This is a genomic window from Kiloniellales bacterium, from assembly GCA_030064845.1.
In the GTDB taxonomy this organism is placed as follows: Bacteria; Pseudomonadota; Alphaproteobacteria; order Kiloniellales; family JAKSDN01; genus JASJEC01.
Map to the genome: position 1 here is coordinate 1 of JASJEC010000052.1, position 23,726 is coordinate 23,726.

Below are 23,726 nucleotides of genomic sequence, written 5' to 3' on the forward strand. Positions count from 1 at the left end.
AAAAATGATGCTGTGGACGGCGCCCCACACGGCATCTGTGTGCCAAAGTGGTAGGTGTTGGAAACCACTTAAAAGGGGAGCCGTCCGAGATGAAGATTAGCACGATTGGCCTGGATATCGCGAAGAACGTGTTTCAGGTTCACGGCGTCGATGAGACCGGCGAAGTTGTCATCCGCAAGCAGCTGAGGCGCAGCCAGGTGATGCCTTTCTTTGAGAAGCAGTCGCCTTGCCTGGTCGGTATTGAGGCCTGCGCCACGTCCCATCACTGGTCGCGCGAGCTGCAGGCCTTGGGCCATGAGGTTCGGCTGATGCCGGCGAGCTATGTAAAGGCCTACGTGAAGCGTAACAAGAACGATGCGGCCGATGCGGAGGCGATCTGCGAGGCGGTGACGCGTCCGACCATGCGGTTCGTGGCGACCAAGACGAAGGAGCAGCAGAGCGTCTTGATGCTGCATAAGACGCGACAGCTGTTCGTGCGCCAGCGCACCATGCTGAGCAATGCGATCCGTGGTCACATGGCCGAATTCGGGATCACCGCGCGGCGGGGACGCCAAGGCGTGGAGAAGCTCCTGGCGATTGTGCTGAGTGAGGACGACGAGCAGATCTCCGTGGTCGCTCGACAGGCTTTGATTGCGTTGGCCGGCCAATACCAGGCGGTGCAGGCGGAAATTACGCTGCTCGAGCGCAGCTTGAATGCCTGGCATCGCTCGAACGAGACGAGCCGTCGCCTGGCGGAAGTGCCGGGTATCGGCCCCCTCGTAGCCACGGCGCTGACGTCGAGTATAACCGATCCGTTGATCTTCTCTTCCGGGCGCAGCATGGCGGCCTGGATCGGGCTGGTGCCGAAGGAGGATTCCACTGGCGGCAAACGCCGGCTCGGACCGATCTCCAAGCAGGGCAACCGCTATCTCAGATGGATGTTGGTGACCGGAGCCATGGCGGTGATCCGCTATGCCAAGAAGACTGGCTTCAAGAAGCGACCTTGGCTGGCCCGCTTGGTCGAGCACCGCCCGATCAAGCTCGCGGCGGTGGCGCTGGCCAACAAGATCGCCCGCATCGCCTGGGTGATCATGGCGCGTGGCGAACGCTACAAGGAGCCTGCCCTGAGGGCCGCATAGGGCCATCGGTGTAGGCCGGAGCCTACGCCAACCAAATTGGGAAGGGCTGACGACGTCATGCAGAAACGGTCGAACTGGGGATCGGGAGAGCCCGTTTGGGTCAACGCATCAGTTGAATGCGCAAAAATGATGAGGGACCCGATCCGCGGAAAGCATGAGGGCCAGCGGTCATACGCACCGCGTCAACAGGCCGGACAGATGACCGCACCCGACCAACCCTGCACCGACATCGAGAAAACCCTTGCCAATATCGCGCCGTCCACAGATGACGCACTCCGGTCGTGCCGATGGTATCGCTGCGTGCCTGTCGTACTATCGCTCCAAGGATGTCCTAGCTATGGGGAAGAGGCGCCGTTCAGGTGAAGATGGGTGCCAGGTGACGCGCCCTGTTCACGTCACTTCGAGATCAGTCGTAAAGCACTATGCACCTGACCTCGATGCTCCAGCGGTCAGGAGCATTGGGCGGAGTGGCAGGATCCTCGAAGGCGGTGTGAAAGCTGAACGTGCACGGCTCATTGCCGTCACCCGCATCTGCTTCGGTCCCCTTTGAGCGTGCAAGTTGCCCCTTCGAGTCCCACTGCTTGATTAGCAGCGCCTCGTCCCGAGACATCGCTGGATAGAAAAACCACCGGTGCCGGTCCGATTGCTTTGCGAAATAATTCTCGCCGACGCGATCGGAATAGTGGATCTCGAAGACCACCAGGTCCTCGGGGCTGACTCGGGTGGCATCGCACAGCGCCAACGGATTGGTCGCCACCGCTTCGTCGGCGATATTGCGCCAAAGGTTGATGATCGCGAAGCGGCCCGAGTCGATCGCTCTCTCGGCGACCTTGCGGTCCAACAGCGTCTCGCCCTCTGCCAGGATCGCGCGCAGGGTATCGTTTTCCTTTGGCGACTTGGCAAGATCCCTCAAACGCTGTGGCGCGCTGGTAAGCGTGTAGTCGCCATGCACCACATGCGCCGGGCCTTGTACCTGCTGGCCGCCCTCGATCCGGTTGCTGTCTTTCTTGCCTCTGGCCGAGCGTACGTTGTGGTCAAAGGCACGCACGACCGCGGCGCCGCAAGCCTCGAGAACGATCTGCTCGCAATGGGGATAGTACGCCCGAAGCACCTGATCGTTGTCGAGGAACTTGATGCCGGCGCCCGGCAAGGGACGGTTCAGCAGCTCGAACCCGTTGCGCTCGAGCGTCGGCCGCTCGTTGCCGGCGAGGAGGCGGGCATCCTGGACCGGCATCTCGTGCGCCTCGAGATCTACGCCCTTCCATTCGTCATCGCTGCCGTCCTTGTCCCGACGTGTCAGCACCTTGCCGTTGCGCACCAGCGAGCTCTCGGCAGCATCGTTCATGTACATGAAGGACCCGATGCGCGCGCCTCCGGGGGCGAAGTCGGTCGATGTCATCTCGTTCCTCCGTTTCAGATCTCCGAACGCGCGTCTGGGGTTGACCAGTTCGTCAGTCCGACGCCCGTCGCCGTCATGGCAGCGTGACCAACCCGCCCGAAGCGACATAGGTCTGCCCGGTGATAAAACTCGCCGCGTCGCTCAGCAAGAAGTAGGTCAGCTCGGCGATGTCCTCGGGCTTCCCGCTCCGGCGCGCGGGCGTGCTTGCGATGATGCGCTGGCGCACTTCGTCGCTCATTTCGCTGGTCATGTCTGTGTCAATCAGCCCCGGAGCCACGCAGTTGACCCGAATGGACGGCCCGAGGGCCATCGCGCAGTTCCGAGAGAAGCCGATCACTGCGGACTTCGATGTCCCGTAGGCGATCAGCCTATCCGGCCTGATGGTGGAGGGCGCGACTCCGTTGATCGAGGAGATGCAGACGATGCGTCCTTCGCCGCGCTCCAGCATCGCCTGCTTTGCGCGCCAGACACAATGGAATGTGCCGTCGAGGTTCACTGCAAGGATGCGCCGCCAAAGGTCGATCGACATGTCGATATTGTCCTGAAATGACGCGATACCGGCATTCGTCACCAACAGATCGACGGGCCCCTTTGCCGTCTCGATTTCGCTGAACATCGCATCGGTATGGTCGTACGACGACACATCGGCCTTGAAGATGCTGCCATCGCCACCCTGATCGACGATCGCTGCGAGGGTCTCCGTCGCCGCGTCCTCGTTGGATGTGTAGTTCACCGCAACCCAGGCCCCGGCCTGTGCCAGCCGGCGGCAGATTGCTCGGCCAATGCCGCGGGACCCGCCAGTGACAAGGGCGATCCGTCCCGATAGGTCCCTTTCGGTCATTAGTTCCTCCGGCAGAAGGACGAAACACTTCCTTCACCCGTCCTAGATGTTACGGGCGGTTTGCATTGATCCACAGCGGCGGTCGCCTGCACGCTGGCCACCGCGTGGTTCAGGTGCGGCGCAAACACACGCGCCGGTCGATCAACCTTCGCAGGTAACCACAGATTCAGGCCGCCTCTGCTGCAATAAAGCCTTCGCCGACATGGGTCGCCTTCCACCAAGGCTGGGCCTCAATATCGGCGATCCAGCGGCGGATGTTGGGGTGGTTCTCGAGCGGCAGCTTCATCCAGCCGTGAAGATGCATCGGGGCCGCGACCGCGACATCGGCGATGGTCGGCGTTTCACCGCAGATATAAGTACTGTTCGCCAACCGTGCGTCGAGGATGCCAGCTAACTTGTGGAAGTTGTCGGCCTCGCCGTCCAGCACCGACTGATCGGTCTCGGCGCCCAGGAGCGGCTTCACGCAGTTCTCGACCAGGTAGACATAGCAGCTCGGGAACCACTGGCCGCACTCCCACAGGAGCCAGCGGTTGATGTCGGCGCGGGTCGTCAGATCTGACGGATAGGCGTCGGCTTTGCCAAGCTTGTCAGCGACGTACTGGAGAATCGAGTTCGATTCAGTCAGCACCAGGTCGCCATCCCGCATCGCCGGTATCGTCGCCATCGGATTGACCGCGACATACTCAGGCGATTTCTGCTCGCCTTTGAAGTAGTCGATCTTGGTCAGGGTGTAGTCGGCGCCCAGCATCGTCATGCCGGCGAGCACCTTGCGGCAGTTCACGGTGATCGGATCAGCGAAAAGCTCCATGGTTTCCTCCCTAACCGCTGCGGGTTCCAATTTTGGCAGCGGGATCTTGTGAAATTTCGAGCTCCGCTCGTATTTAGCATGCTTAGGCCGGGCTAACAGGTGTTCCCGGCGAGTATCGGTCGTCTGACCTTTCACGCGCGTCCGACCTCGCATATCGTGCCCGCGGGGTAGCCGGGGGTGAAGGGGGAGCCGGACGTGGGCCGATACGATCGATTGATGGCGCGAATCGCGCGGGGCGAAAGGATCCTGATCGATGGCGCGACGGGCACGGAGATCGAGCGGCGCGGCGTGCCGCAGCTGGAGAACGCCTGGAACGGCGGCGGCGCGCTCAGCCATCCGGATGTCCTGCGCTCGGTTCACGAAGACTACATCCGTGAGGGCGCCGAGATCGTCATCGCGAACACCTTCGCGACGCACCGGCACGCCCTGCGCGATGCCGGTGTCGAGGACCGCTTCGAGGCGCTCAACCGCCGCGGCGTGGAGTTGGCAATCGAGGCGCGCGAGCGCATGCAGACGCCCGACGTTCTGGTCGCCGGCGGACTCTCCTACTGGTCCTGGGCGGGAAACTGGTCCGCGCCCGAGGACCTGCGCGGCGGCGCCGAGGAACAGGCTTCGATCATGGCCGAGGCCGGCGCCGACCTGCTGATGCTGGAAATGATGGTCGATATCGACAGCCTGCTGGTCACGCTCGAGGCCAGCCAGGCGAGCGGCCTGCCGGTCTGGGTCGGCCTGTCCTGCGAACCCGACGCCTCCGGCGTGATGGCGCTGCTGCGCGGCGGCTCGCTTGCCGAGGCGCTGGACGCGATCAAGGACAGGAACGTGCCGCTGGTCAGCATCATGCATACGGAAGTGGAGCATATCGACGCCTGTCTCGACGTCGCGGCCGGCCATTGGTCGGGCCCGCTCGGCGTCTATGCCCATTCCGCCCGGTGGCACGGCGACGTCTGCGTCTACGATGCGACGGTATCGCCCGAAGACTACGCCGCCCATGTCAGGTCCTGGCTGGACCGCGGCGTGCAGGTAATCGGCGGATGCTGCGGTCTGGGCGTCGATCACATCAAGGGTTTGAAGGGGCTCTGCTGAGACGGCCAAGGCCGGCGCGCGTTAGCCTCTCCGACGGCTCCTAAAACTGCGTGCTTCCGTCGCGCGGGCATTTGGTTCTAATCTCTGAGGTGTAGCGCGTTCCCATGGGTGAGGAGGTTCCCCCGTGGAACCGAACGAAGAGCGGCGGCTGACCACGATCCTGTCCGCTGACGTCGTCGGCTACAGCCGGCTCATGGCGGTCGACGAGGCGGGGACCCACGCGCAACTCAAGGCCCATCGCAAGGAGCTGCTCGACCCCAAGACGGCCGAGTATCACGGCCGCACCGTGAAGCTGACCGGCGACGGCGCCCTCATGGAGTTCGCCAGCGTCGTCGAAGCGGTCGGTTTCGCGGTCGACGTCCAGCGCGCCATGGTGGAGCGGAACGCTGCGGTTCCGGAGGATCGGCGGATCGACTTCCGGATCGGGATCAACATCGGCGACATCATCGTCGACGAGGACGACATCTACGGCAACGACGTCAACGTCACGGTGCGGCTGGAAGGTCTGGCCGAGCCCGGGGGGATCTGCATTTCCGGCAAGGTCTACGACGAGGTCAGGAACAAGCTGCCGCTGGGCCTCGAGGATCTCGGCGAGCAGGAGGTCAAGAACATCCCCGAGCCGGTCCGGGCCTATCGCGTCCTGCTCGACCCCGCGGCCGCAAGTGGCGCGGTGGCGCCGAAGCGGCCGGGCAGAAGGCCATGGCGGTGGGCCGCGGCGGCGGCCGTAGCCGCTGTCCTCGCCGGCGCCGGCGGGCTCTGGTGGCAACCATGGGCGCCCGCTGTGGAGCCTGCCTCGGTCACGCGCATGGCCTTCCCGCTGCCCGACAAGCCCTCCGTCGCCGTGCTGCCGTTCGACAACCTGGGCGGCGACGCCGAGCAGGACCTTTTCGTCGACGCGCTCACGGAGAACATCATCACCGAACTGTCGCGTTTCAGCGATCTCTTCGTCATCGCCCGCAACTCGGTGTTCACCTACAAGGGCAAGCCCGTGAAGGTGCAGCAAGTGGCCGAAGACCTGGGGGTTCGATACGTGCTGGAGGGCAGCGTGCAGGGTTCGGCCGACCGGATAAGGATCACGGCGCAGCTGGTCGACGCCCTGACCGGAAAGCACTTGTGGGCCGAGCGCTATGACCGCGACCGGTCCGACATCTTCGCCGTGCAGGACGAGGTGACCCAGGCGATCGTCGCCAGACTGGGCGGCAACGAAGGAGAGCTGGCGGAGGCCGCCACAAAGCTTGCCAGGCGCAAGCCGACCTCGGACCTGGGCGCCTACGAGAGCTACCTGCTCGGCGTCCAGCACAAGCATCGCTACACCCGCGAGGACACTCTGCTCGCGCACGAGTTCCTCAACCGAGCGATCGAGTTGGATCCGAAGTTTGCCCGGCCTTACGTCGCCTTGGCCTGGACCCACTTCCAGGAATACCTCTTCGGATGGAGCGACGCGCCGGCCAGGTCGCTCGAGCAGGCCTTGGAGGCGGCAAGAACGGCGGTTGCCCTCGACGCTTCCGACGCCGAGGCCCACTGGGCTGTTGCCGAAGCCCACATTTATAGAGGCGAGCACGAACGTACGAGAGCCGAGTACGACAAGGCCCTCGCCCTCAATCCGAACAATGCCGACATCCTGGCGAACTGGGGACTGAACCTGGCCTATCTGGGCATCGACGCCCAGGAGGGCGTGAGACTGATCAGGAAGGCGATGCGCCTCAATCCCCATCATCCGGAATGGTACGATCGGGTCTTGGGCAACGCGGCGTTTACGGCACGGAGCTACGAGGAGGCGATCTCGGCTATCAGGAACGTGAATCATCACACGCCGGACAGTCGCGCGGTGCTGGCCGCCAGCTACGCACAACTGGGCCGGCTGGAAGAGGCCCGTGTCGAGGTGAAGGAAACCCTGAAACTCGTTCCCGATGCCACGGTGGATAGCCTGAGCAGTCGGAAGCCCTTCGTGAATACGGTCGACATGAACCACTATCGAGAGGCCCTGCGCAAGGCGGGACTGCCGGAGTAGCCTCGTAGTGCTGCTCCGGAGGAAGCAAAACGCTGCCTCTGCTCACCTGCTGGTGCGGTTGCTGATGTGTGGGTGTGACAGCGGATGAAGGGGGCGCGTCCAGTCCGGCCCCGGCCTTAGAATTTGATGCGGCCGTGTCCGCTTTTCGGCCCCAGGGTCTCTTCCGGCGCGGTCAATCAGACAGCTTCAGTCTCAGAGGAATGTGCTTTCAATATTGGTGTCGGCGACCAACGGCGGACGGCAGAACCACCGACTCCCCGAAGGTGTCGACCATGCGATGGACCGCACGCCAACCGGTGCAATGCCCGGGCACGATGACCTTCAGATCGAACTCCTCGAGGTCGCGCACTGTTTCCGGAATGATCGCTTCGAAGGTTTTTCCCGCCAGATGAAATCCACCCATGACGCCGTAAAGCGGTGTCGGCGCAAAGGTGTCGCGCGCGTTCCTCAAGACGTTGATGAGTCCGGCGTGGGAACAGGCCGTAAAGACCATGATACCCTTGTCGCGCACGTTGAGGGCCAGGTAGCGCTCGTCCATAACCCAGGGATCGGGTTCCCAATCCGTGCCGGCTGGATTGCGCCTCACCTGAGCTGGAAGGCCCTTTTCATAGGATGTCGTCCTGGGAATCTCACCGCTCAAGTAGAACGTACCGTCCAGCAGGAGGCGCGCCTCGACGTTGTTCTCCACTTGACCGCCAGCTTCTTCGAGGGCCTCGACGGTTGGAATGTCCTCGAGCAGATGCACGCTGCCGTCGTCGAGGCGTTCGCCACGGTGCGAAAACATCTCCGGATTGACATGCACCGGCACCCGGTTCCCGCCGTTGGCCGCAGAGATCATTCTGATTGCCGCCGGAAGGCCGCCAGCATGGTCGATATGCCCGTGGGATAGAACAACGGCCTCGATCATGCCCATATCGATTCCCAACCGAGGCGCATTGTGTTCGACCGCGTAGCCGTTCGGGCCGCCGTCGAACAAGACAGTACGCACCTGATCCCCGATTCTACCGGCCACAATCAAGGAAATTCCGAAGCACGCGAAACACAAGCCGTCGCCAGTGAATTCTTCCGCGATCAAGTTATCCAGTTCGGTCGTGACGCCCTCGGGCACAGACGAGAGGCCATCGCTGACATTGTCGACCAAAACGAAGACATCGGCACCATCCAGAGCCGCGAGTTCTGGTGCCTCGTTCCGCAACAACTGCGCACACATCGCCGGCCCCCAGAAATTGGCACGCTGGGTCCCCTGCCCATCAGGGAACCAAAGCCGACCACCGGAAAGGATATTCCCAGGACGCGACCAAATCCACTGCCCAGATCCGAAGGCAGCTATGCGGGTTGAGTGGTAATACCGGCTTCACAAGGCCCATACACTGGAACGGAAGCGCCGCGGACACGCGGTCGCTCTTCGACCCCTATACTTCGCTGAACGGACGTACCAAAGCGCAGCTCATGACGCCCATTGATGGTCAAGCGGCTCTTTATGGACTCCAGCGAGCCGCCCGCCAAATGGTGGAGCAGGGGCGCGGGGGGCGCATCATCAATATCTCGTCGACCGGCGGGAAGGGCTTTCGTGGCGCGCCCACGGAACGTCCGCTATGGACCCGGCCTCAGCTCTTGGAGGGCAAGGCCGCGGTGCCCGGCACCGGCGCGGCCGGCGTGTCGCGCTCAACCCGGTAGAGCGTAAAGTACCCGCCGTTGCGCAGGGCCTCCAGGATGGCGGGCGGACGCGCCGGTCCGCTGCCGAAATGGAGGTGCAGGAGGTAGTCGGGCCGGTCGAGGAGAGGCGCCAGGCGCGGATCCTCGAGGCGCATCCGCCGGTTCAGGCTGAGGTGATCGAAGGCCTCGTTGAGGTCGCGGTGACGCGCCGCCGGGAAGACCGTCGAGGTCTCGAACATCGTGGCGTCGAAGGCGCGGCGGTCGAGCACCGCGAAGGCCGAGATGTTGTCGAAGACCGCCCGGGTGAAGCAGGGCGGCGCGCCTTCATCGGGTTCGATCACCGAGGCGAGACGGACGCCGCTCGGGATCTCCGCCAGGGCGGCCCGGACTTCGGCGAAGGGCCCCTGGCATCGCCGCCACTCGAGCGCCATGTCCCCGGTCCGGATCAGCAGCACGGCCGCGCCCGCGGCCAGGAGCAGGCCGGCCGCGCGGCGGCCCGGCAGGCTCAGGCTGGCCGCGCCGACCAGCAGCGGCAGGATCAGGGTCGGCAGCCTGAGATGGGTGCCCCAGATATCGAAGAGGATCTGCGGCATGGCCAGCGCCGCCACGGTCAGGAGCACCAGCGGGGCGATCAGCCGCGGGTCGACCGACAGGCGGCCGCTGCGGACCGCCCAGTAGAAGAAGAGGGCGCAGGTGATCGCCAGCACGAAGTCTCCGGACAGCTGGTGAAACGAGACCGGCGCCAGCAGGGCCTCGAGACGGTCGCGGAAACCGCCGTAGTCGGTGTGGTGGATGGGCAGCACGAGGTCGGCCTGTCCCGGAGTCGGCGAGGGCAGCAGCAGCCACGGTAGCAGAGAGACGGCGAAGGGGCTGAAGGCGAGCGCCAGACGCCGGACGTCGAGGCCTGCCTGGCGGAGCTTGTGCCATTCATAGCCGGCGATCATCAGGCCGTAGGCGCCCCAGGCGAAGAGGTGAAAGGTCACCAGGAGGGCCGTGGCCGTACAGAAGGCGGCCCAGCGCAGGACGGCGGGCCAGCGCTCGCTCGCCAGCCAGGCGGCGAAGGCCAGCATGGCGAAGGACGCCGCCAGCAGGTAGTTGAGGAAGCCCCAGAAGAAGACGTGGTGGTAGACCAGCAGCCAGGCCGCCAGCGGCCACCAGGCGAAGCGGCCGGTCAGCACCCGGTTCAGCAGGATCGGCCCCGCGGCGGCCGTGATCGCGACGACGGCGAGGAACAGGCGCCCGGCCTCCAAGGGCGGCAGCCAGCGCATCACCGGCGCCAGCAGCAGGTCTGTCGCCATATAGGGGAAGTAGCCCCAGAAGACCGCGTAGTTGGCCGCGAGGGTGGGATCCCCGTCGGCGTTGGCCAGCACCCACATGCGGGCGACCGTCGTCAGGTAGTCGGCCAGGGGCGGCACCGGCACCAGAAACAGCGGTGCCAGCACGACCGCGGCCGCGAGACCGTGCGCGCCCGCCAAGGCTAGACCGGATCGGCCCAATTCTCCGCCTCATCCGCTGGTGTCGTGATCGGGAAAACTCCCGGAAAGCAAGATTCCCCAATAGTTTGAAGCCTTCGTTAGCGCAGCCGGCCGATCCGGCGCTAGAGCAGATCCGGGTTTGACTGAATCGCCGGAGGCGATCCATCAAACCCGGTGAATCTGCTCTAACAAGTTGATGTCATTCGGTGAAGGCCACCGGGGGCGGGCGCCACTATTGCGCCGGGGTCTCGATCGTTTTGGCAGGGCTGGAGAAGGAGAAGCCTCGGGGGCCAGAGCCGCCGATCATGATCGTCTCGACGATCGGATCGTTGACCGGGCCTTCGGCGCCCCACTTCACGATGAAGTTTGCGCCGGTCCCGCCGCGCCGGTCGGCGACGTCGATCACGAGCAACGCGGAAGCAAGGGGCGCCAGGCCCTTGGTCTCGTCCAAGAAGACCTGGATCAGGTCTCCGGCGGTGTTGTAGTAGGCGACCTGGGTCACGAAGATCGTGCTGTCCGGATCGGTGTTGCGGATCGCCAGGGTGGCCGCCAATTCCGTCGCCGGCGCGCCTTGCCCGGTCAGTACGCTCGAATAGACCGGCACGTAGAGGGATCTCGAGCTCGTCAGCTCGGGTTCTCCGTCGGGCGTGAGAAACTGCTCCTTGAAGTCGACAGGCCGCCACCGCTCGTTCTCGGGCTCGGTTTCCGGCTCGCAGGCGGCGAGCAGGACGAGAAGCCCGGCAAGGAAAGCGAGGCGCATGGCGGATCTCCGGGCGGGAGCGTGTGCCTTGGCGGCGGTCTCCGATTTGTGCATGAGGGGCGGGACCGGCGTCAACACCCGAGTCCCCCGGCGGCGAATCGAAAGAAAAACAAGGAGGCCCCGAACGGGACCCCCTTGGACAAGTTGGGGGGCAAGATGTGAACTTCTAAGTCACCTCACTGCAAGGGCTGCCCCAGTTCGGGATGGTCCTCCAGGGCGTTGGCGCCGTAGAGCGGCTTGGCGATGCCCTGGTGGCAGGTCGAGCACATCGCCTTGGGCGCATCGCCCTTGGGTCCGAGCCGGTAGTCGGGATAGGTCGGGCGGAGCGGAATGAGATATGCCTCGTTGATGTTCTGCACCATCTCGATGCCGTGCCAGGCGGTCATGCGCGCCGGGCTGCTCTGCTCCCAGTCCCAGAAGGCGCGGCTGTTGTGGCAGTAGGTGCAGTTGACGCCCAGGCTCTCCGACATGTGGATCATCAGCGAGTAGGTGACCTCGGTGTCCTGGATCGCGACGCCCTCCTCGCCGAAGTAGGGCAGGGCGTTGAGGCCGGCGATGCGGATCTCCACGTCGTCCTTGGTCAGAAGGCGCTGCAGGGCGTCGTAGGGCAGCGATGAAGAGCCGGTGATGGGCACGGCCAGGTTCTGGTTGTTCCGGTTGGCCGCGAAGCCGCCGGTGGCCGCCGGCTGGTGGTCCTCGTTGAACCAGATGTATTCCGGCACGTTCAGGCCCCGGTGGCAGGTGTAGCAGTTGACTCCCGCCCCACCGACGTGCGCGTCCCATTCGCTGTTGATCGCCTGCGTCATCTGGATCATGCGGCGGGAGACCAGCTTCGTGTAGACCTCGTCGGAGGCGAGGTTCTCGAGGTTGTGGCAGTACTCGCAGCCCTGCTCCGGCGAGACCCACTGCGTGATCGAGGCCATCAGGTGGTTGAACTGGTCCTCGGAGAGATCGCCCAGGACCTTGACGTTCTCGTAGACCTCGCGCGCCGGCGGGCCGCCCGGCTCGACCGGGCCGTAGGACTCGGGCGGCTGGTTTCGCTCGGCCAGCTTCGCGGCGGTCCGCGGGTTCTCGACATGCACCATGCCGACGCCGCGGAAGCCGGTCTGCGTCGAGTCGATCGGCGGCAAGTCCCAGTTCGCGTTGGCCGCCAGCACCAGCACGAAGACGAAGGGGATGGCGACGATCCAGAGGTCCTTCATGATCAGTTCCCTCCCGTTGCGGCCGGATCGGCCATGTCGCCCCAGACGTCGGGGTAGGCCGGGGCAATACCGTGCTTGACGCCCCAGAGGTACCAGTTGTCCACGACGGTGCCGGTCAAGAGGATGCCGATCCCGCCGGTCAGCGTGGTGAGCACGGCGAACCACCAGGCCCAGCGGTGGATCGATTCCATGGTCGCGTTGAAGCCCATGGTCCAGCGCCAGAACAGGGCCGCGCGCTCCGAGGCCGTGCCGCGGTCGACGATCTGCTCGATCTCACGGTCGCCACCGTAGCGGCTGACCGCCAGGATCGTCGCCCCGTGCATAGCGAACAGCAGGGCCGAGCCGTAGAGGAACACGATCGAGAGCATGTGGAAGGGGTTGTAGAAGAGGTTGCCGTAGCGGATCGAGAAGGCCGCGGTCCAGTCGAGGTGCGGGAAGATGCCGTAGGGCACGGCCTCGGCCCAGCTGCCCATCAGGATCGGCCGGATCAGGCCGAGCACGAGGAACAGCCAGATCGCCGAGGCGAAGGCCCAGGGGATGTGGGTGCCCATGCCGAGCGCCTTCGCTCGGGTGTAGAGGCGCGCCCACCAGAGCAGGACCGAGGCGGTCAGGAACGCGCCGGTGACCAGGAACCAGCCGCCTTCCCGCATGGGCGGGAAGGAGAGGCCGTACTCCGGTGCCGGCGGGTCGAGCGAGAGCCAGAACAGCTGGCGCACGAACTGGACCGGGTCCCAGCCGACCGAGGCCAGCATGTTGAGCCCGATGGTGACGAAGGCGATCGTGCCGCACATGATCGAGGCGACTCCCAGGCCGCCGAGGTAGAGCGGCCCGATCTGCGCGTCGCCGAACTTGCCGGCCAGGTACGAGCCCCAGGTCTGTCTGCCGCGCTTCCAGGCGCCGGTGTTCATGTCGACCCCGAGGTCGGGTGCGCCGTGGACCTGCACGGTGGTGAAGATGTTCTGATATTCCGGCATGGCTTTTTTCCTTAGCTCCAGATCGGCAGGTCCAGCCACCAGTTCCACCAGGACGGCCAGCCCGCGGTCCAGAAGGGCCCGCTGATCACGATGCAGACCGCGCTCCAGAAGCCCGACGAAAGCGCCAGGAAGAGGCCGAGGCGGTGGATGCCCAAGGTGCCGATCGAGTAGCCGATCGAGTCGCGGAAGAAGCTGTTTTCGTGTTCGGCGGTCTTGACCGGCTCGCCGTCGGCCGGGTTGGTCGACGAGAGAATGAGACCGCCGTGGAGCGCGAGCGCGAGGCAGGTCGTGAAGAAGAACGTCACGGCGATCATATGCGCCGGGTTGTAGTGGAAGTGCAGGTACTGGTAGCCGACGTTCGAGACCCAGTCGAGGTGGCTCAGGATGCCGTAGGGGAAGCCGTGGCCCCAGGCGCCGAGCAGCACTGGGCGGATGACCACCAGGGTGACGTAGGCGAAGATCGCGACCGAGAAGGCGAAGGGCACGTGGAGGCCCATGCCCAGCTTGCGCGAGATCTCGACCTCGCGCAGGGCCCAGCAGCCGAAGGAGCCGATCGCGCAGATCGTGATCACCTGCCAGAGGCCGCCCTCGGCCAGCGGCGCCAGCGCCAGTCCATAGGACAGGTCGGGCGGCGCGATGTTGATCCGCCAGACATTCCAGGTCGGGCCCATCGACGCCCCGTAGATGATCAGCACTGTGCCGAGCACCGTGAAGAACAGGCCCAAGACGCCGAAGAAGCCGACATAGAAGGGCCCGATCCAGAAGTCGAACAGGTCACCGCCGACCAGAGTGCCGCCGCGAACGCGGTACTTCTTTTCGAAGTCGAGCATGGCCATGGTTGGTATCTCCCCGGAGGGGCCTCCGATCTCGTTCCCTAAACCTGCGGTGCAGCGGGGAAGCCTTCTCAGGTTGAGTCGGCTCCGCCCGCTGACCGTTACCAGAGAAACCGCGGTACCAGGATGCGATCCGGTGAGACGGCACCCGGACCGCGGTTCTCTTGCGCTCCCTTTTCGCGCTTACGGATTCATCAGCCAGTTGAACCTTTCGGTGCTCAACAGGATGAAGTGGATCATTGCCGCAAGCGAAAAGAGGAACACGCCTTGCACGACCAACACTCTGCGAGGGTCGAACACGAGCCAGATTCGCCACATTGTTCTCTCCTCCTATCCAATTAGGGACATCAGGGTGGTCGTCGCGCTAGGCAGCACGTCCGAAGCCGAGGACATCTTTTCCGGGTGGAACCAAGGCCGCCAAATCCAAACGAGGAAATGGGCGAAAATGGCGATCGCCGTGAACAGCACGAGGCCTTGCATGTAGTACCGGTGGAACTCCTTGGCTTCGTTGGGGGTAAGGCCTGACAGAGACTCGTCAGCCATCACTTTACCTCCTTACAAAGTGGCCTTTCGGCCGTTGCCGCATAAACCCTACGCGGCCAGGGCCTCCGGAAGGGCGAGCCCTTCGCGGCGGATCGGACGCCCGCGGACCGCGGGCGAATTCTCTTGTCGGGTCGTGTCATGCTGCCGTCCCCTCGACCAGCGAGAGGCGGGCCCGGTCCAGGCAAGCGGTGGTCACCGTGTCCAGGCCGCCGATGCGCGCCCAGCGCTCGGCCGCGTCGCGCAGCCGCTTGGCCGCCGAGATGCGCGTCAGCACCGGATGGGCCTCGAGCAGCCGGCTCAGCGCGGCCTGGGCCTCGGCGTCCCACGGCAGCTCGCGGTGCACGCGGGCCGGGGTCGCCTCGGCCTTGTCCAGGTCGCTGCCCAGCGGGAGGATGTGAAACAGCGCGTCGAACAGCGCGTTGCAGACTTCCTGCACCAGGTAGGTCGCGCCGGCGTAGCCCATGAAGGGCGTGCCCGTATGGCGCCGGATCATGGTGCCGGGGAAGGAGGCCGGTATGTAGACCGCCCGGCCGCCGGTCTCGGCCAGGTACATGCGCTCGTTGTAGCTGCCGAACAGCACCAGTGGCGTCTTCTCTTGGACCGCCTTGCGCACCGCCTCGTTGTCCGTCTTGCTCCCGGCCTGACGGGCGAAGGCGAAGCTGCAGGGCAGGCCGAGATCGCCTTCCAGGAAGTTGCGCACCCCCCGCGCGTAGGTCTCGCCGGCGGCGATGCCGAAGCTGGCGGTGCCGAAGAAGTCCTGGGTCACCGAGCGCCAGAGGTCCCAGACCGGCTTGATCGTGGTGTGCTTCTCGCGCTGGATGAAGGGCTCCGGGTCGAGCCCCAGCAGTTCGCCCAGGCTGCGCAGGAAGCGGGTCGTGGAGTCGAGGCCGATCGGCGCCTGCAGGTAGGGCTTCCCGAGCGCCTCGCAGAGCATGCGGCCGAACTCCCGGTAGAGGCAGACGTTGACGTCGGCGTCGACCAGGCGGGCGACTTCGCTCAGGTGGCTGCCGAGCGGAAAGACCAGGTTGATCTCGGCGCCGATGCCCTCGACCAGGCGGCGGATCTCGGCCAGGTCCGAGGGCATGTTGAACATGCCGTAGCTCGGCCCGATGATGTTGACCCGCGGCTTGGCGCCCTCGGGCCGCTTCTTCGCCTTGGGCATGCGGCCTTTCTTGGCGCCGTACTCGGACCAGAGCCAGAAGAGCGCGCGGTCCGCGCTTTGCCACTGGTCCTCGTCGATCGTGCGCGGCAGGAAGCGGTGGATGCCGGTGCCCTCGGGCGTTACGCCGCCGCCGATCATCTCGGCGATCGATCCGGTCACCACGACCGCCGGCAGGTCTGGATCGAGCGCGGTGTGCGCCCGGCGCATGGCGTTCTCGGTGCCGGTCTGCCCCAGCTCCTCCTCGGCTAGGCCGGTCACGACGATGGGCAGCTCGTGGGGCGGCAGGGCGTCGGTGTAGTGCAGCACCGAGGTGACCGGCAGGTTCTCGCAGCCGACCGGCCCGTCGATGATCACCTGCAAGCCCTTGATCGCCGTGAAGACGTAGACCGAGCCCCAGTAGCCGCCGGCGCGGTCGTGGTCCAGGATCAGCATCCGACCGCCCCCTCGACCTTGTCGCTCTGGCGCGCCTTGGCCGCCTTGGCGCGCTGGGCCGCGTTCCGCTCCCGGTAGGCGCTCCGGTCGGCCGGCACGTCTTCCCAGATGCCGGCCGTGTCGCCCATGCCGACGTCCTCGAAGAAGGCCTTCATCCGGTCGAAGCGGCCCTGGTTGGCGACCGCGCCGTTGATCAGCTGGCCGAGCACGCCGGCGCCGGCGACGCCCATCAGGGGGCGCGCCGAGATCAGGTTGGTGAAGTAGAGCGCCGGGATCGCCAGCTCCTTGGCCTTCTGCACCACGGGCGTAGTGCCGACGGCCACGTCGGGCTTGAACGCGGCGACCGCCGCCAGGTCCTGTTCCAGCGAGGCGCGGAACGTGACCTCGACGCCGTGGGCCTCGAGCCACTGCCGGTCCGCTTCGTTCCACGGCGTGCGCGGGCAAGCGGTGCCGACGTAGTTGACCTCGGCGCCGGATTCGACCAGGAGCCGGGCGACCAGCAGTTCCGAGCCCTCGTAGCCGGACAGCGTGACCCGGGCCTTGATCGGCGCCGCGGCGAGGGCGCCCGCGATGGCGGGCAGGGCGGCGTTCTTGGCCGCGGCGATCTGGCGCTTGGCGATCCCGCAGGCGTTGCCGATGGCGTCCAGCCAGAGCGCGGTGCCGTCGTGGCCGACCGGCGCGGAGCCGACGATGGTCCGTCCGGCCGCCTCGAATTCCCTGCAGGCGCTGGTGTAGAAGGGGTGGAGCGCCGCCACCGCGGCGCAGTCGAGCGCGGCGTAGAGCTCGCGCCACTCCCGGGTCGGCACGACGGGGCCGGCGGCGAGGCCCATCGGCGCCAGCAACTGGCCGATGCCGACCGGATCGGCGGGGAACATCTCGCCCAGCAGCGTGATCGTCGGCTTGTCGCTGACGCCGCCCTTGGGCGCCTGGACCGGGCCCTGTTCCGCTTCCGTGCGGGCGTAGTTGAGCATGGCGCCGGCCAGGACGTCCTTGGCCTCGGCGTGGGTCGGCACGCCGAAGCCCGGCACGTCGATGCCGACGATGCGCACCCCGTTGATCTCCTTCGGCAGCATCTTCAGCGGAACGCCCGAGGCCGTCGGGACGCAGAGGTTGGTCACGACCACGACGTCGTAGTGCTCGGGATCGGCCAGCTCGTGGACCGCGTCGCGGATATCCTCGTAGAGCTTGCCGGTGACCAGGGTCTCGGAGTTGAAGGGCACGTAGCCCACGGTCCGGCGGGCGCCGTAAAAGTGCGAGGTGAAGGTCAGGCCGTAGACACAGCAGGCCGAGCCGCACAGCACCGAGGCGGTGCGCCGCATGCGCAAGCCGACCCTGAGCGACCCGAAGGCGGGGCACATGGACTGCGGCTTGTCGTGGGGGCCGAGGGGGTAGTCCTCGGCGTAGCGGTCGAGAATCTCGCTCTTGCCGGCCTTTTCGGCCGCCGCGCGCATCTCGTCGGCGCCGGCGTGGCAGCCGAGCCCGTCGGACTCGCCGGCGGGGCTCTCGTCCCTTGCTTCCTGCTGCATCAGACCGTCTGTCATGGATCTCTCGATCTCTTCGCCTCTCTTCTTGTCGTTCGCCTGCCTCAAGCCGTGTCGTAGACGACTTCGAGGGACTCTTTCTTGAGCACGCTGGGCGACGCGCACATGTCTTCCAGCTTGGCCGGTTGCAGCTCGACGTCGCGGCCGGTCTCCTCGCTGGAGAACAGGCCGAGCAGGTCGTCCTGGCTAAGCGGCGCCGGCTGCAGGGGCGGGGCCTCCGCGACGTTGACGGCCAGGTCCTCGAAGATCGGGCCCCAATCGCCGCCCGGCTTGCCGATGATCTCGTAGTTCGCGCTCTTGCGCCGGATGTCCTCGTCGGCCGGAATGGCGGAGAGCACCGGGATGTCGACCGCCTGGGCGAAGGCCTGGGCCTCGCCGGTCCCGTCGTCCTTGTTGATCACCATGCCGGCAACGCCGACGTTGCCGCCCAGCTTGCGGAAGTACTCGACCGCGGAGCAGACGTTGTTGGCGACGTAGAGTGACTGCAGGTCGTTGGAGCCGACGACGATGACTTTCTGGCACATGTCTCGCGCGATCGGCAGGCCGAAGCCGCCGCAGACCACGTCGCCCAGGAAGTCGAGCAGCACGTAGTCGAAGTCCCAGTCGTGGAACCCCAGCTTCTCCAGCAGCTCGAAGCCGTGAATGATGCCCCGGCCGCCGCAGCCGCGGCCGACCTCGGGGCCGCCAAGCTCCATGGCGTAGACGCCCTCGCGCACGAAGCAGACATCGCCGATCGCGACCTCCTCGCCGGCTTCCTTCTTGCGGCTCGAGGTCTCGATGATGGTCGGCACGCTGCGCCCGCCGAACAGCATCGACGTGGTGTCGCTCTTCGGGTCGCAGCCGATCAGCAGGACCTTCTTGCCCTGCTGGGCCATCATGTAGCTGAGGTTCGACAGGGTGAAGCTCTTGCCGATGCCGCCCTTGCCGTAGATCGCGATGATCTGGGTGTCCTTGCTGGCGGCGCCGGCGGGAACCGGGTCCGGCTCGGTCGCGGCCTCGGCGCGCAACGCCTTGGTCCGGCTCTCCTCTGCCGCCGCGGCGAGGTTCTGTTGGCTCATGCGGCCCCCCTCCAGTCCAGAATCATTTTCAGGCAGTCCGGCTCGCCGAAGGCCACGGGATAGGCCTCAGCGGCGTTCTCGAAGGTCTCGCGGTGGGTCACCAGCCCGGCCAGGGACAAGCGTCCGTCATCGACCAGGCCGCGCACCGCGGTCATGTCCTCGGGCCGCCATTCGGCGGCGACGCGTAGCCGCGCCTCGCGCATGAAGGCGGGCGGGAAGTCGAACGAGGGCCGCTGCTCGTAGAACCCGGCCAACACGATCTCGCCGCCGAGGGCGAGCCGCTGGATCAGATCGTCGATCAACGCCGCGTTCCCGCTGGCGTCGTAAACCGAGGTGTAGTCCCGGCGCTCGTCCTGCTCGGGAAGGCAGACGGGGTAGCCGAGGCCGCCGGCGAGGCGCTTGGGCTCGGTCTCCCACACCGTGGGCGCGGCGCCGCCCAGCGACAAGGTCAATCGGGCGAGCAGCCGGCCGAGCACGCCGTGGCCGACGATCAGGTCGGGCAGGCGGTCTCCGCCGGCAATGGCGTGGCGGGCCGTCGCCGCCAGCGCGAGGAGCACGCCGTCCTCGGCCAGCGCCGGGTCGACGGCGACGGTCCGCTGGCCCGGCGTGACGACCCGGCTCGAGGCGCCGCCGAACAGGCCGCGCACCGCGCCGTAGCACTGCGCCCCGGGGACGAAGACCGTGTCGCCCGCCCGGCGGCCGGACTTAGCTCCGGCTTCCGCCACCTCGCCCACCGACTCGTAGCCGGGGACCAGCGGATAGCCCATGCCCGGGAAGTCGGGCATACGGCCGGACCACAAAAGCCGCTCGGTTCCGGTGCTGATGCCGCTCCACTTGATGTCGACCACCACGTCTTCCGCCGAAGGCGCCGTCAGCGGCAGCGCGGCCAGGCTCAGGTGGCCCGGTTTCTGGAGGACGACGGCGGTGGTTTCCATCGCTGACCCTGTCGAAGTTCGTCTTGGACCGCCACAGGCATCGGATGCTGAGGCGGTCGATTGTCAGTCTAAATTTACACTAGTAATTGTCAAGGTAATTGAACACCCAGGGCGCCGGTTTCAGGGCCTGGCGAGCACCATCCGTGTCAGGACGGGCATGTCGCTCCGCGCCTCGCGGATGCGCGTGAAGCCGGCACGACGCAGCAGGGCGGCGTGCTCCTCGGGGCTCCTGGTTCTGCCGGAACCCATCGCCAGCAGGTAGAAGTTGAAGTAGGAGTCCGCGATCCTGGCGCCGGAGCCCGGGGCGGCCATGGGCTCGGCGACCAGCAGCGCGCCCTCCGGACCGAGCGCCGCGCGGCAGGCCTTCAGCAGCGCCAGCACCTTCTCGTCCTCGTGGTCGTAGACCACCCGGACCAGGGTGATGAGGTCGTGGCCGGCGGGCAGGGGGGCCGCGGTGAAGTCGCCCCCGTGGGTCACGATGCGCTGCTCGAGACCGGCCCGCGCCAGTCGGGCCGCGGCCTCCTCGGCCACCGGCGGCAGATCGAACAGCGCGAGCCTGGAGTGCGGCGCGTGGGGCGCGACGCGCTCCAGGAACCTGCCGGTCCCGCCGCCGACGTCGAGAATGCTGGCGTAGTCGCGGAACGGGAAGGCCGTCGCCACGGCGTCGGCGATCATGGTCTGCGAAGCCGCCATCAGGGCGCTGTAGCGTGCGGCGGAATCTGCTGTCAGCGCCTCTTGCCGGTCCGCCGCGAGATAGGACCAGAAGCGATGGGTCCTGGTGTTTCCGCCGCCGTCGCGCAGCAGCGCCAGGGGGTCTTCGAGATCGGCGTAGAGCAGGGCGTGGTGGCGGATCATGGCGACCACGCCGGGATTGCCGGCCAGCGCCGCGCCGCGCAGCGAGAGCCCGTAACGCCCGCCGCTGCGCCGACCTGCCAGACCGAGGGAAGCGGCCGCTTTCAGGAGCCGCTCCATCGCATCCGCGGGGAGGCCCGTGGCCCGGGCCAGCTCGGCTGCTGATCGCGGGCCGGCCTGGAGCCTTTCATGCAGCTCCGCCTGGACGAAGGCCTGAAGCACCTGGGAATAGACGAAGCCTGCGCAGAGGTCGAAGAGGGCGAGCGCCTGATGCTGCGCGATCGGACGTGTCGGCGCGAAGCGGGCGACCCAACTCCGCGCGCGGGGCGAGGCGGCCAGCCGCGCCGCCGCCTCGCGGAGCCGGTCCATCAGGGTGAGGGAGGGGGCAGCCGCGATCCCGTCGGTATCCGTCGCGACCATGACCGGATCGGTCAGGACGCGTTGAGCGCGAGCTCGGCCGGCAGGAAGCGTTTCGATTCGGCTTCGATCAGCTTGCGCAGCGCGAGCGTGCCCGGGCTCGGGGGGATCGTGTCGACCGCGTCCTGGACCAGCTGCTTGAGGTGCCTGGTCGCGCCTTCGACACCGTGGTAGGCGACCGCGTTGGGTCGGTTGAAGGTCGCGTCCTGGCCGGTCGGCTTTCCGAGCTTGTCGGGATCGCCGAGGACGTCCTGCAGGTCGTCGGCGACCTGATAGGCTTCGCCCAGGCGCTCGCCGAGCAGGCGCCACAGCGTGGCGTCGCCGCCCGCCGAGACCGCGCCCGCCTCCGTGGCGGCGGCGAAGAGCGAGCCGGTCTTGGCCCGCTGATAGTCGGCGAGGATCGCTTCCGGCTCGGATTCCCAGGCCTGGCCGGCGATGATGCCGAAGGGCATGCCGACCGAGGCGGCGACGATGCGCAGCAGGCTGGCGACCCGTTCGGGCGCCCGCGTGATCCGGTGCGAGAGCGTCTCGAAGGCCAGGACGATCAGGGCGTCCCCGGCCAGCACCGCGATCGCCTCGCCGAAGGCCCGGTGTACCGAGGGGCGGCCGCGCCGCAGGTCGGCGTCGTCGAAACAGGGAAGATCGTCGTGGACCAGGGAAGCGCAGTGCAGCAGCTCGATGGCGATCGCCGCCGTCATGGCGGTCTCCGGATCGTCGTCGCCGCAGCTCGCTGCGACCGCCAGGCAAAGCTTCGGGCGGATCCGTGCGCCGCCGGGAAACACGGCGTAGCGCATCGCCGTGGCGAGATGGGGCGGCGCGCCGTTCCCGCCGGCGCGGGCCAGGACCGAAGAGAGACTTCGTTCGATACGATTCTCGGCAATCATGAAAACGCCTCCCGCTGTCTCGTCGCTTCGAGCGATTCGCCTGTTTCGGCAAATTGTCATGGCAGATTGTCACAAGTAATGTACATTATCAATGTCAAGTTTGCATGACAGTCGGGAATCGGTGGATGACCGCTGAGAAAGTTGCAGTGATCGGCGCTGGCATGGGCGGTCTGGCCGCGGCCCTGCGCCTCGCCGCCCAGGGGTTCGATGTGACCGTCCTGGAGCGCGCGGCGGGCCCGGGCGGCAAGATGCGCCGGGTCGCCGTCGGCACGAGCCAGCTCGACGCCGGCCCCACCGTCTTCACGATGAAGTGGGTCTTCGAACGGCTGTTCGACGCGATCGGCGAGAGCTTCGAGGCGCACGTCGACCTGCATCGCGCGGAAACCCTGGCGCGCCACGCCTGGCAGGACGGCAGCACGCTCGATCTCTTCGCCGACGAGGCCCGCTCGGAGGACGCCATCGCGGCTTTCGCCGGGCCGGCGGAGGCGCGCAACTATCGGCGCTTCTGCGCCGAATCGGCGGAGATGTTCGGGCTTCTGAAGGACCCGTTTCTCTGCCGGCCCGGGCCGAGCCTGCCGGGCCTGATCGGTGCCTTCGGACTGGGCGGCTTCTCGGCGTTGCGGCGCATGCAGCCCTTCAACACAATGTGGCGCGCCCTGGGCCGGTACTTCCGCGACCCGAGGCTGCGCCAGCTCTTCGCCCGCTACGCGACCTACTGCGGCTCGTCGCCCTTCCAGGCGCCGGCCACCTTGATCCTGGTGCCCCATGTCGAGCAGGACGGCGTCTGGTACGTGGAGGGCGGCATGCACGCCGTCGCGCTGGCCTTCGCCCGGCTGATTGCGGCGCGGGGCGGGACCATCCGCTACGGTGCCGGGGTCAGCGAGATCCTCGTGTCGGGCGGGTCGGTCAAGGGTCTTCGCCTGGAAAGCGGCGAGCAGCTCGTGGCCGATGCCGTGGTGGTCAACGCCGACAGCGCCGCGGTCGCCGCCCGTCTGCTCGGCGCGGCGGCGGCCGAGGCGGTGCCTCCAGTCGCCCCCGGGCAGCGCTCGCTCTCGGCCATGACCTGGCTGCTCGAGGCGCAGACCTCCGGCTTTCCCCTGCTGCGCCACAACGTCTTTTTCTCCAGGGACTATCCGAGCGAGTTCCGGACACTCTTCAAGGACCGGCGGCTGCCGGACGAGCCCACGGTCTATATCTGCGCCCAGGACCGCCAGGACCTGCCGGCGCCCGCGACGACGGCTGCGGAACGTCTGCTCTGCCTGGTCAATGCGCCGGCCATCGGCGACGGGAAAGACCTCAAGCGGGAGGAAATCGAAGCATGCGAAAGGCGAACCCACGGCCTGCTGGAGCGCTGCGGCCTGACGATCGAACGCCGCCCCGAAGCCAGCGTGCTGGTGACCCCGCGGGACTTTCACCGGCTGTTTCCGGGGACGGGCGGGGCGCTCTACGGCCGGGCCTCGCACGGCTGGAGGGCGTCCCTCGGGCGGCCGGGCTGCCGGACGGCGATCGCGGGGCTCTATCTGGCGGGTGGCAGCGTCCATCCGGCGCCGGGCGTGCCCATGGCGACCTTGTCCGGCCTTATGGCGGCGGAGAGCTTGGCCGCGGACCGCGTTTCGACGCCCAGGTCGAGCCGGATGGCTATGTCTGGTGGTACCTCGATGCCTTCAGCGACGACGGCCGCCACGGACTGACCATCATCCTCTTCATCGGCAGCGTCTTCTCGCCCTACTACGCGGCGGCGC

Annotated in this window: 21 protein-coding genes; 4 read left to right on the forward strand and 17 right to left on the reverse strand. The window is 66.6% G+C overall.

Features of this window, described 5'->3' with window-relative positions; all coding sequences use genetic code 11:
* Window positions 1-89: 89 nt before the first annotated feature.
* The gene (locus tag QNJ67_16405) at window positions 90-1,118 is read left to right on the forward strand and encodes an IS110 family transposase (GenBank protein ID MDJ0610557.1); all 1,029 of its coding nucleotides are present in this window, start codon (window positions 90-92) and stop codon (window positions 1,116-1,118) included.
* A gap of 406 nt (window positions 1,119-1,524) precedes the next feature.
* Here the strand turns inward: QNJ67_16405 and QNJ67_16410 are convergent, their stop codons facing one another.
* The 3 genes from QNJ67_16410 to QNJ67_16420 form a co-directional block, all read right to left on the reverse strand.
* The gene (locus QNJ67_16410; protein MDJ0610558.1) at window positions 1,525-2,517 is read right to left on the reverse strand and encodes a CmcJ/NvfI family oxidoreductase; all 993 of its coding nucleotides are present in this window, start codon (window positions 2,515-2,517) and stop codon (window positions 1,525-1,527) included.
* Between the two features lie 73 nt (window positions 2,518-2,590).
* The gene (locus QNJ67_16415; protein MDJ0610559.1) at window positions 2,591-3,358 is read right to left on the reverse strand and encodes a 3-oxoacyl-ACP reductase family protein; all 768 of its coding nucleotides are present in this window, start codon (window positions 3,356-3,358) and stop codon (window positions 2,591-2,593) included.
* A gap of 166 nt (window positions 3,359-3,524) precedes the next feature.
* Window positions 3,525-4,166 (reverse strand): glutathione S-transferase family protein, encoded by a 642-nt coding sequence (locus QNJ67_16420; GenBank protein ID MDJ0610560.1) that lies wholly within the window; start codon window positions 4,164-4,166, stop codon window positions 3,525-3,527.
* 216 nt (window positions 4,167-4,382) lie between these two features.
* On the opposite strand from QNJ67_16420, the gene QNJ67_16425 reads away from it, so the two are divergent.
* Together QNJ67_16425 and QNJ67_16430 are read left to right on the forward strand one after the other, a co-directional pair.
* Window positions 4,383-5,249 carry a homocysteine S-methyltransferase family protein gene (locus QNJ67_16425; GenBank protein MDJ0610561.1) on the forward strand — a complete coding sequence of 289 codons (867 nt, stop codon included), beginning with the start codon at window positions 4,383-4,385 and terminating at the stop codon, window positions 5,247-5,249.
* Between the two features lie 124 nt (window positions 5,250-5,373).
* Window positions 5,374-7,260 (forward strand): adenylate/guanylate cyclase domain-containing protein, encoded by a 1,887-nt coding sequence (locus tag QNJ67_16430; protein MDJ0610562.1) that lies wholly within the window; start codon window positions 5,374-5,376, stop codon window positions 7,258-7,260.
* A gap of 208 nt (window positions 7,261-7,468) precedes the next feature.
* On the opposite strand, the gene QNJ67_16435 is transcribed toward QNJ67_16430, so the two are convergent.
* The 14 genes from QNJ67_16435 to QNJ67_16500 all read right to left on the reverse strand — a co-directional run bounded on the left by QNJ67_16435 (window position 7,469) and on the right by QNJ67_16500 (window position 21,984).
* Window positions 7,469-8,470 (reverse strand): MBL fold metallo-hydrolase, encoded by a 1,002-nt coding sequence (locus QNJ67_16435; protein ID MDJ0610563.1) that lies wholly within the window; start codon window positions 8,468-8,470, stop codon window positions 7,469-7,471.
* A 397-nt stretch (window positions 8,471-8,867) separates the two neighbouring features.
* Window positions 8,868-10,391 (reverse strand): hypothetical protein, encoded by a 1,524-nt coding sequence (locus tag QNJ67_16440; GenBank protein MDJ0610564.1) that lies wholly within the window; start codon window positions 10,389-10,391, stop codon window positions 8,868-8,870.
* Between the two features lie 232 nt (window positions 10,392-10,623).
* Complete coding sequence (locus tag QNJ67_16445) at window positions 10,624-11,151, reverse strand: DUF3124 domain-containing protein (protein MDJ0610565.1); 528 nt, start codon at window positions 11,149-11,151, stop codon at window positions 10,624-10,626.
* 176 nt (window positions 11,152-11,327) lie between these two features.
* On the reverse strand, window positions 11,328-12,353 hold the full coding sequence (gene pufC / locus QNJ67_16450; protein ID MDJ0610566.1) for a photosynthetic reaction center cytochrome PufC: 1,026 nt from the start codon (window positions 12,351-12,353) through the stop codon (window positions 11,328-11,330).
* 2 nt (window positions 12,354-12,355) lie between these two features.
* Window positions 12,356-13,327: a photosynthetic reaction center subunit M gene (gene pufM, locus QNJ67_16455; protein MDJ0610567.1), complete on the reverse strand. Its 972-nt coding sequence runs from the start codon at window positions 13,325-13,327 to the stop codon at window positions 12,356-12,358.
* An 11-nt stretch (window positions 13,328-13,338) separates the two neighbouring features.
* Entirely contained in the window at window positions 13,339-14,163 is an 825-nt protein-coding gene (gene pufL / locus QNJ67_16460) for a photosynthetic reaction center subunit L (GenBank protein ID MDJ0610568.1), read from the reverse strand.
* A gap of 180 nt (window positions 14,164-14,343) precedes the next feature.
* Window positions 14,344-14,478 (reverse strand): light-harvesting antenna LH1, alpha subunit, encoded by a 135-nt coding sequence (gene pufA, locus QNJ67_16465; protein ID MDJ0610569.1) that lies wholly within the window; start codon window positions 14,476-14,478, stop codon window positions 14,344-14,346.
* A gap of 12 nt (window positions 14,479-14,490) precedes the next feature.
* Window positions 14,491-14,703, reverse strand: coding sequence for a light-harvesting antenna LH1, beta subunit (gene pufB / locus QNJ67_16470; GenBank protein MDJ0610570.1), 213 nt, complete (start codon window positions 14,701-14,703; stop codon window positions 14,491-14,493).
* Window positions 14,704-14,839: 136 nt separating this feature from the next.
* Window positions 14,840-16,297: a chlorophyllide a reductase subunit Z gene (gene bchZ, locus QNJ67_16475; GenBank protein ID MDJ0610571.1), complete on the reverse strand. Its 1,458-nt coding sequence runs from the start codon at window positions 16,295-16,297 to the stop codon at window positions 14,840-14,842.
* Window positions 16,291-17,823: a chlorophyllide a reductase subunit Y gene (gene bchY / locus QNJ67_16480; protein ID MDJ0610572.1), complete on the reverse strand. Its 1,533-nt coding sequence runs from the start codon at window positions 17,821-17,823 to the stop codon at window positions 16,291-16,293. Before bchY ends, bchZ begins: the two co-directional genes overlap by 7 nt.
* 59 nt (window positions 17,824-17,882) lie before the next feature.
* Window positions 17,883-18,896 (reverse strand): chlorophyllide a reductase iron protein subunit X, encoded by a 1,014-nt coding sequence (locus tag QNJ67_16485; protein ID MDJ0610573.1) that lies wholly within the window; start codon window positions 18,894-18,896, stop codon window positions 17,883-17,885.
* Window positions 18,893-19,831: a chlorophyll synthesis pathway protein BchC gene (gene bchC / locus QNJ67_16490; protein ID MDJ0610574.1), complete on the reverse strand. Its 939-nt coding sequence runs from the start codon at window positions 19,829-19,831 to the stop codon at window positions 18,893-18,895. The genes QNJ67_16485 and bchC overlap by 4 nt, the downstream gene beginning before the upstream one ends.
* Window positions 19,832-19,951: 120 nt before the next feature.
* Window positions 19,952-21,103: a methyltransferase gene (locus tag QNJ67_16495; protein MDJ0610575.1), complete on the reverse strand. Its 1,152-nt coding sequence runs from the start codon at window positions 21,101-21,103 to the stop codon at window positions 19,952-19,954.
* An 11-nt stretch (window positions 21,104-21,114) separates the two neighbouring features.
* Window positions 21,115-21,984, reverse strand: coding sequence for a polyprenyl synthetase family protein (locus QNJ67_16500; protein MDJ0610576.1), 870 nt, complete (start codon window positions 21,982-21,984; stop codon window positions 21,115-21,117).
* 125 nt (window positions 21,985-22,109) lie between these two features.
* Between QNJ67_16500 and crtI the strand changes: the two genes are divergently transcribed.
* Window positions 22,110-23,675 (forward strand): phytoene desaturase family protein, encoded by a 1,566-nt coding sequence (crtI, locus tag QNJ67_16505; GenBank protein ID MDJ0610577.1) that lies wholly within the window; start codon window positions 22,110-22,112, stop codon window positions 23,673-23,675.
* The last annotated feature ends 51 nt before the right edge of the window (window positions 23,676-23,726 follow it).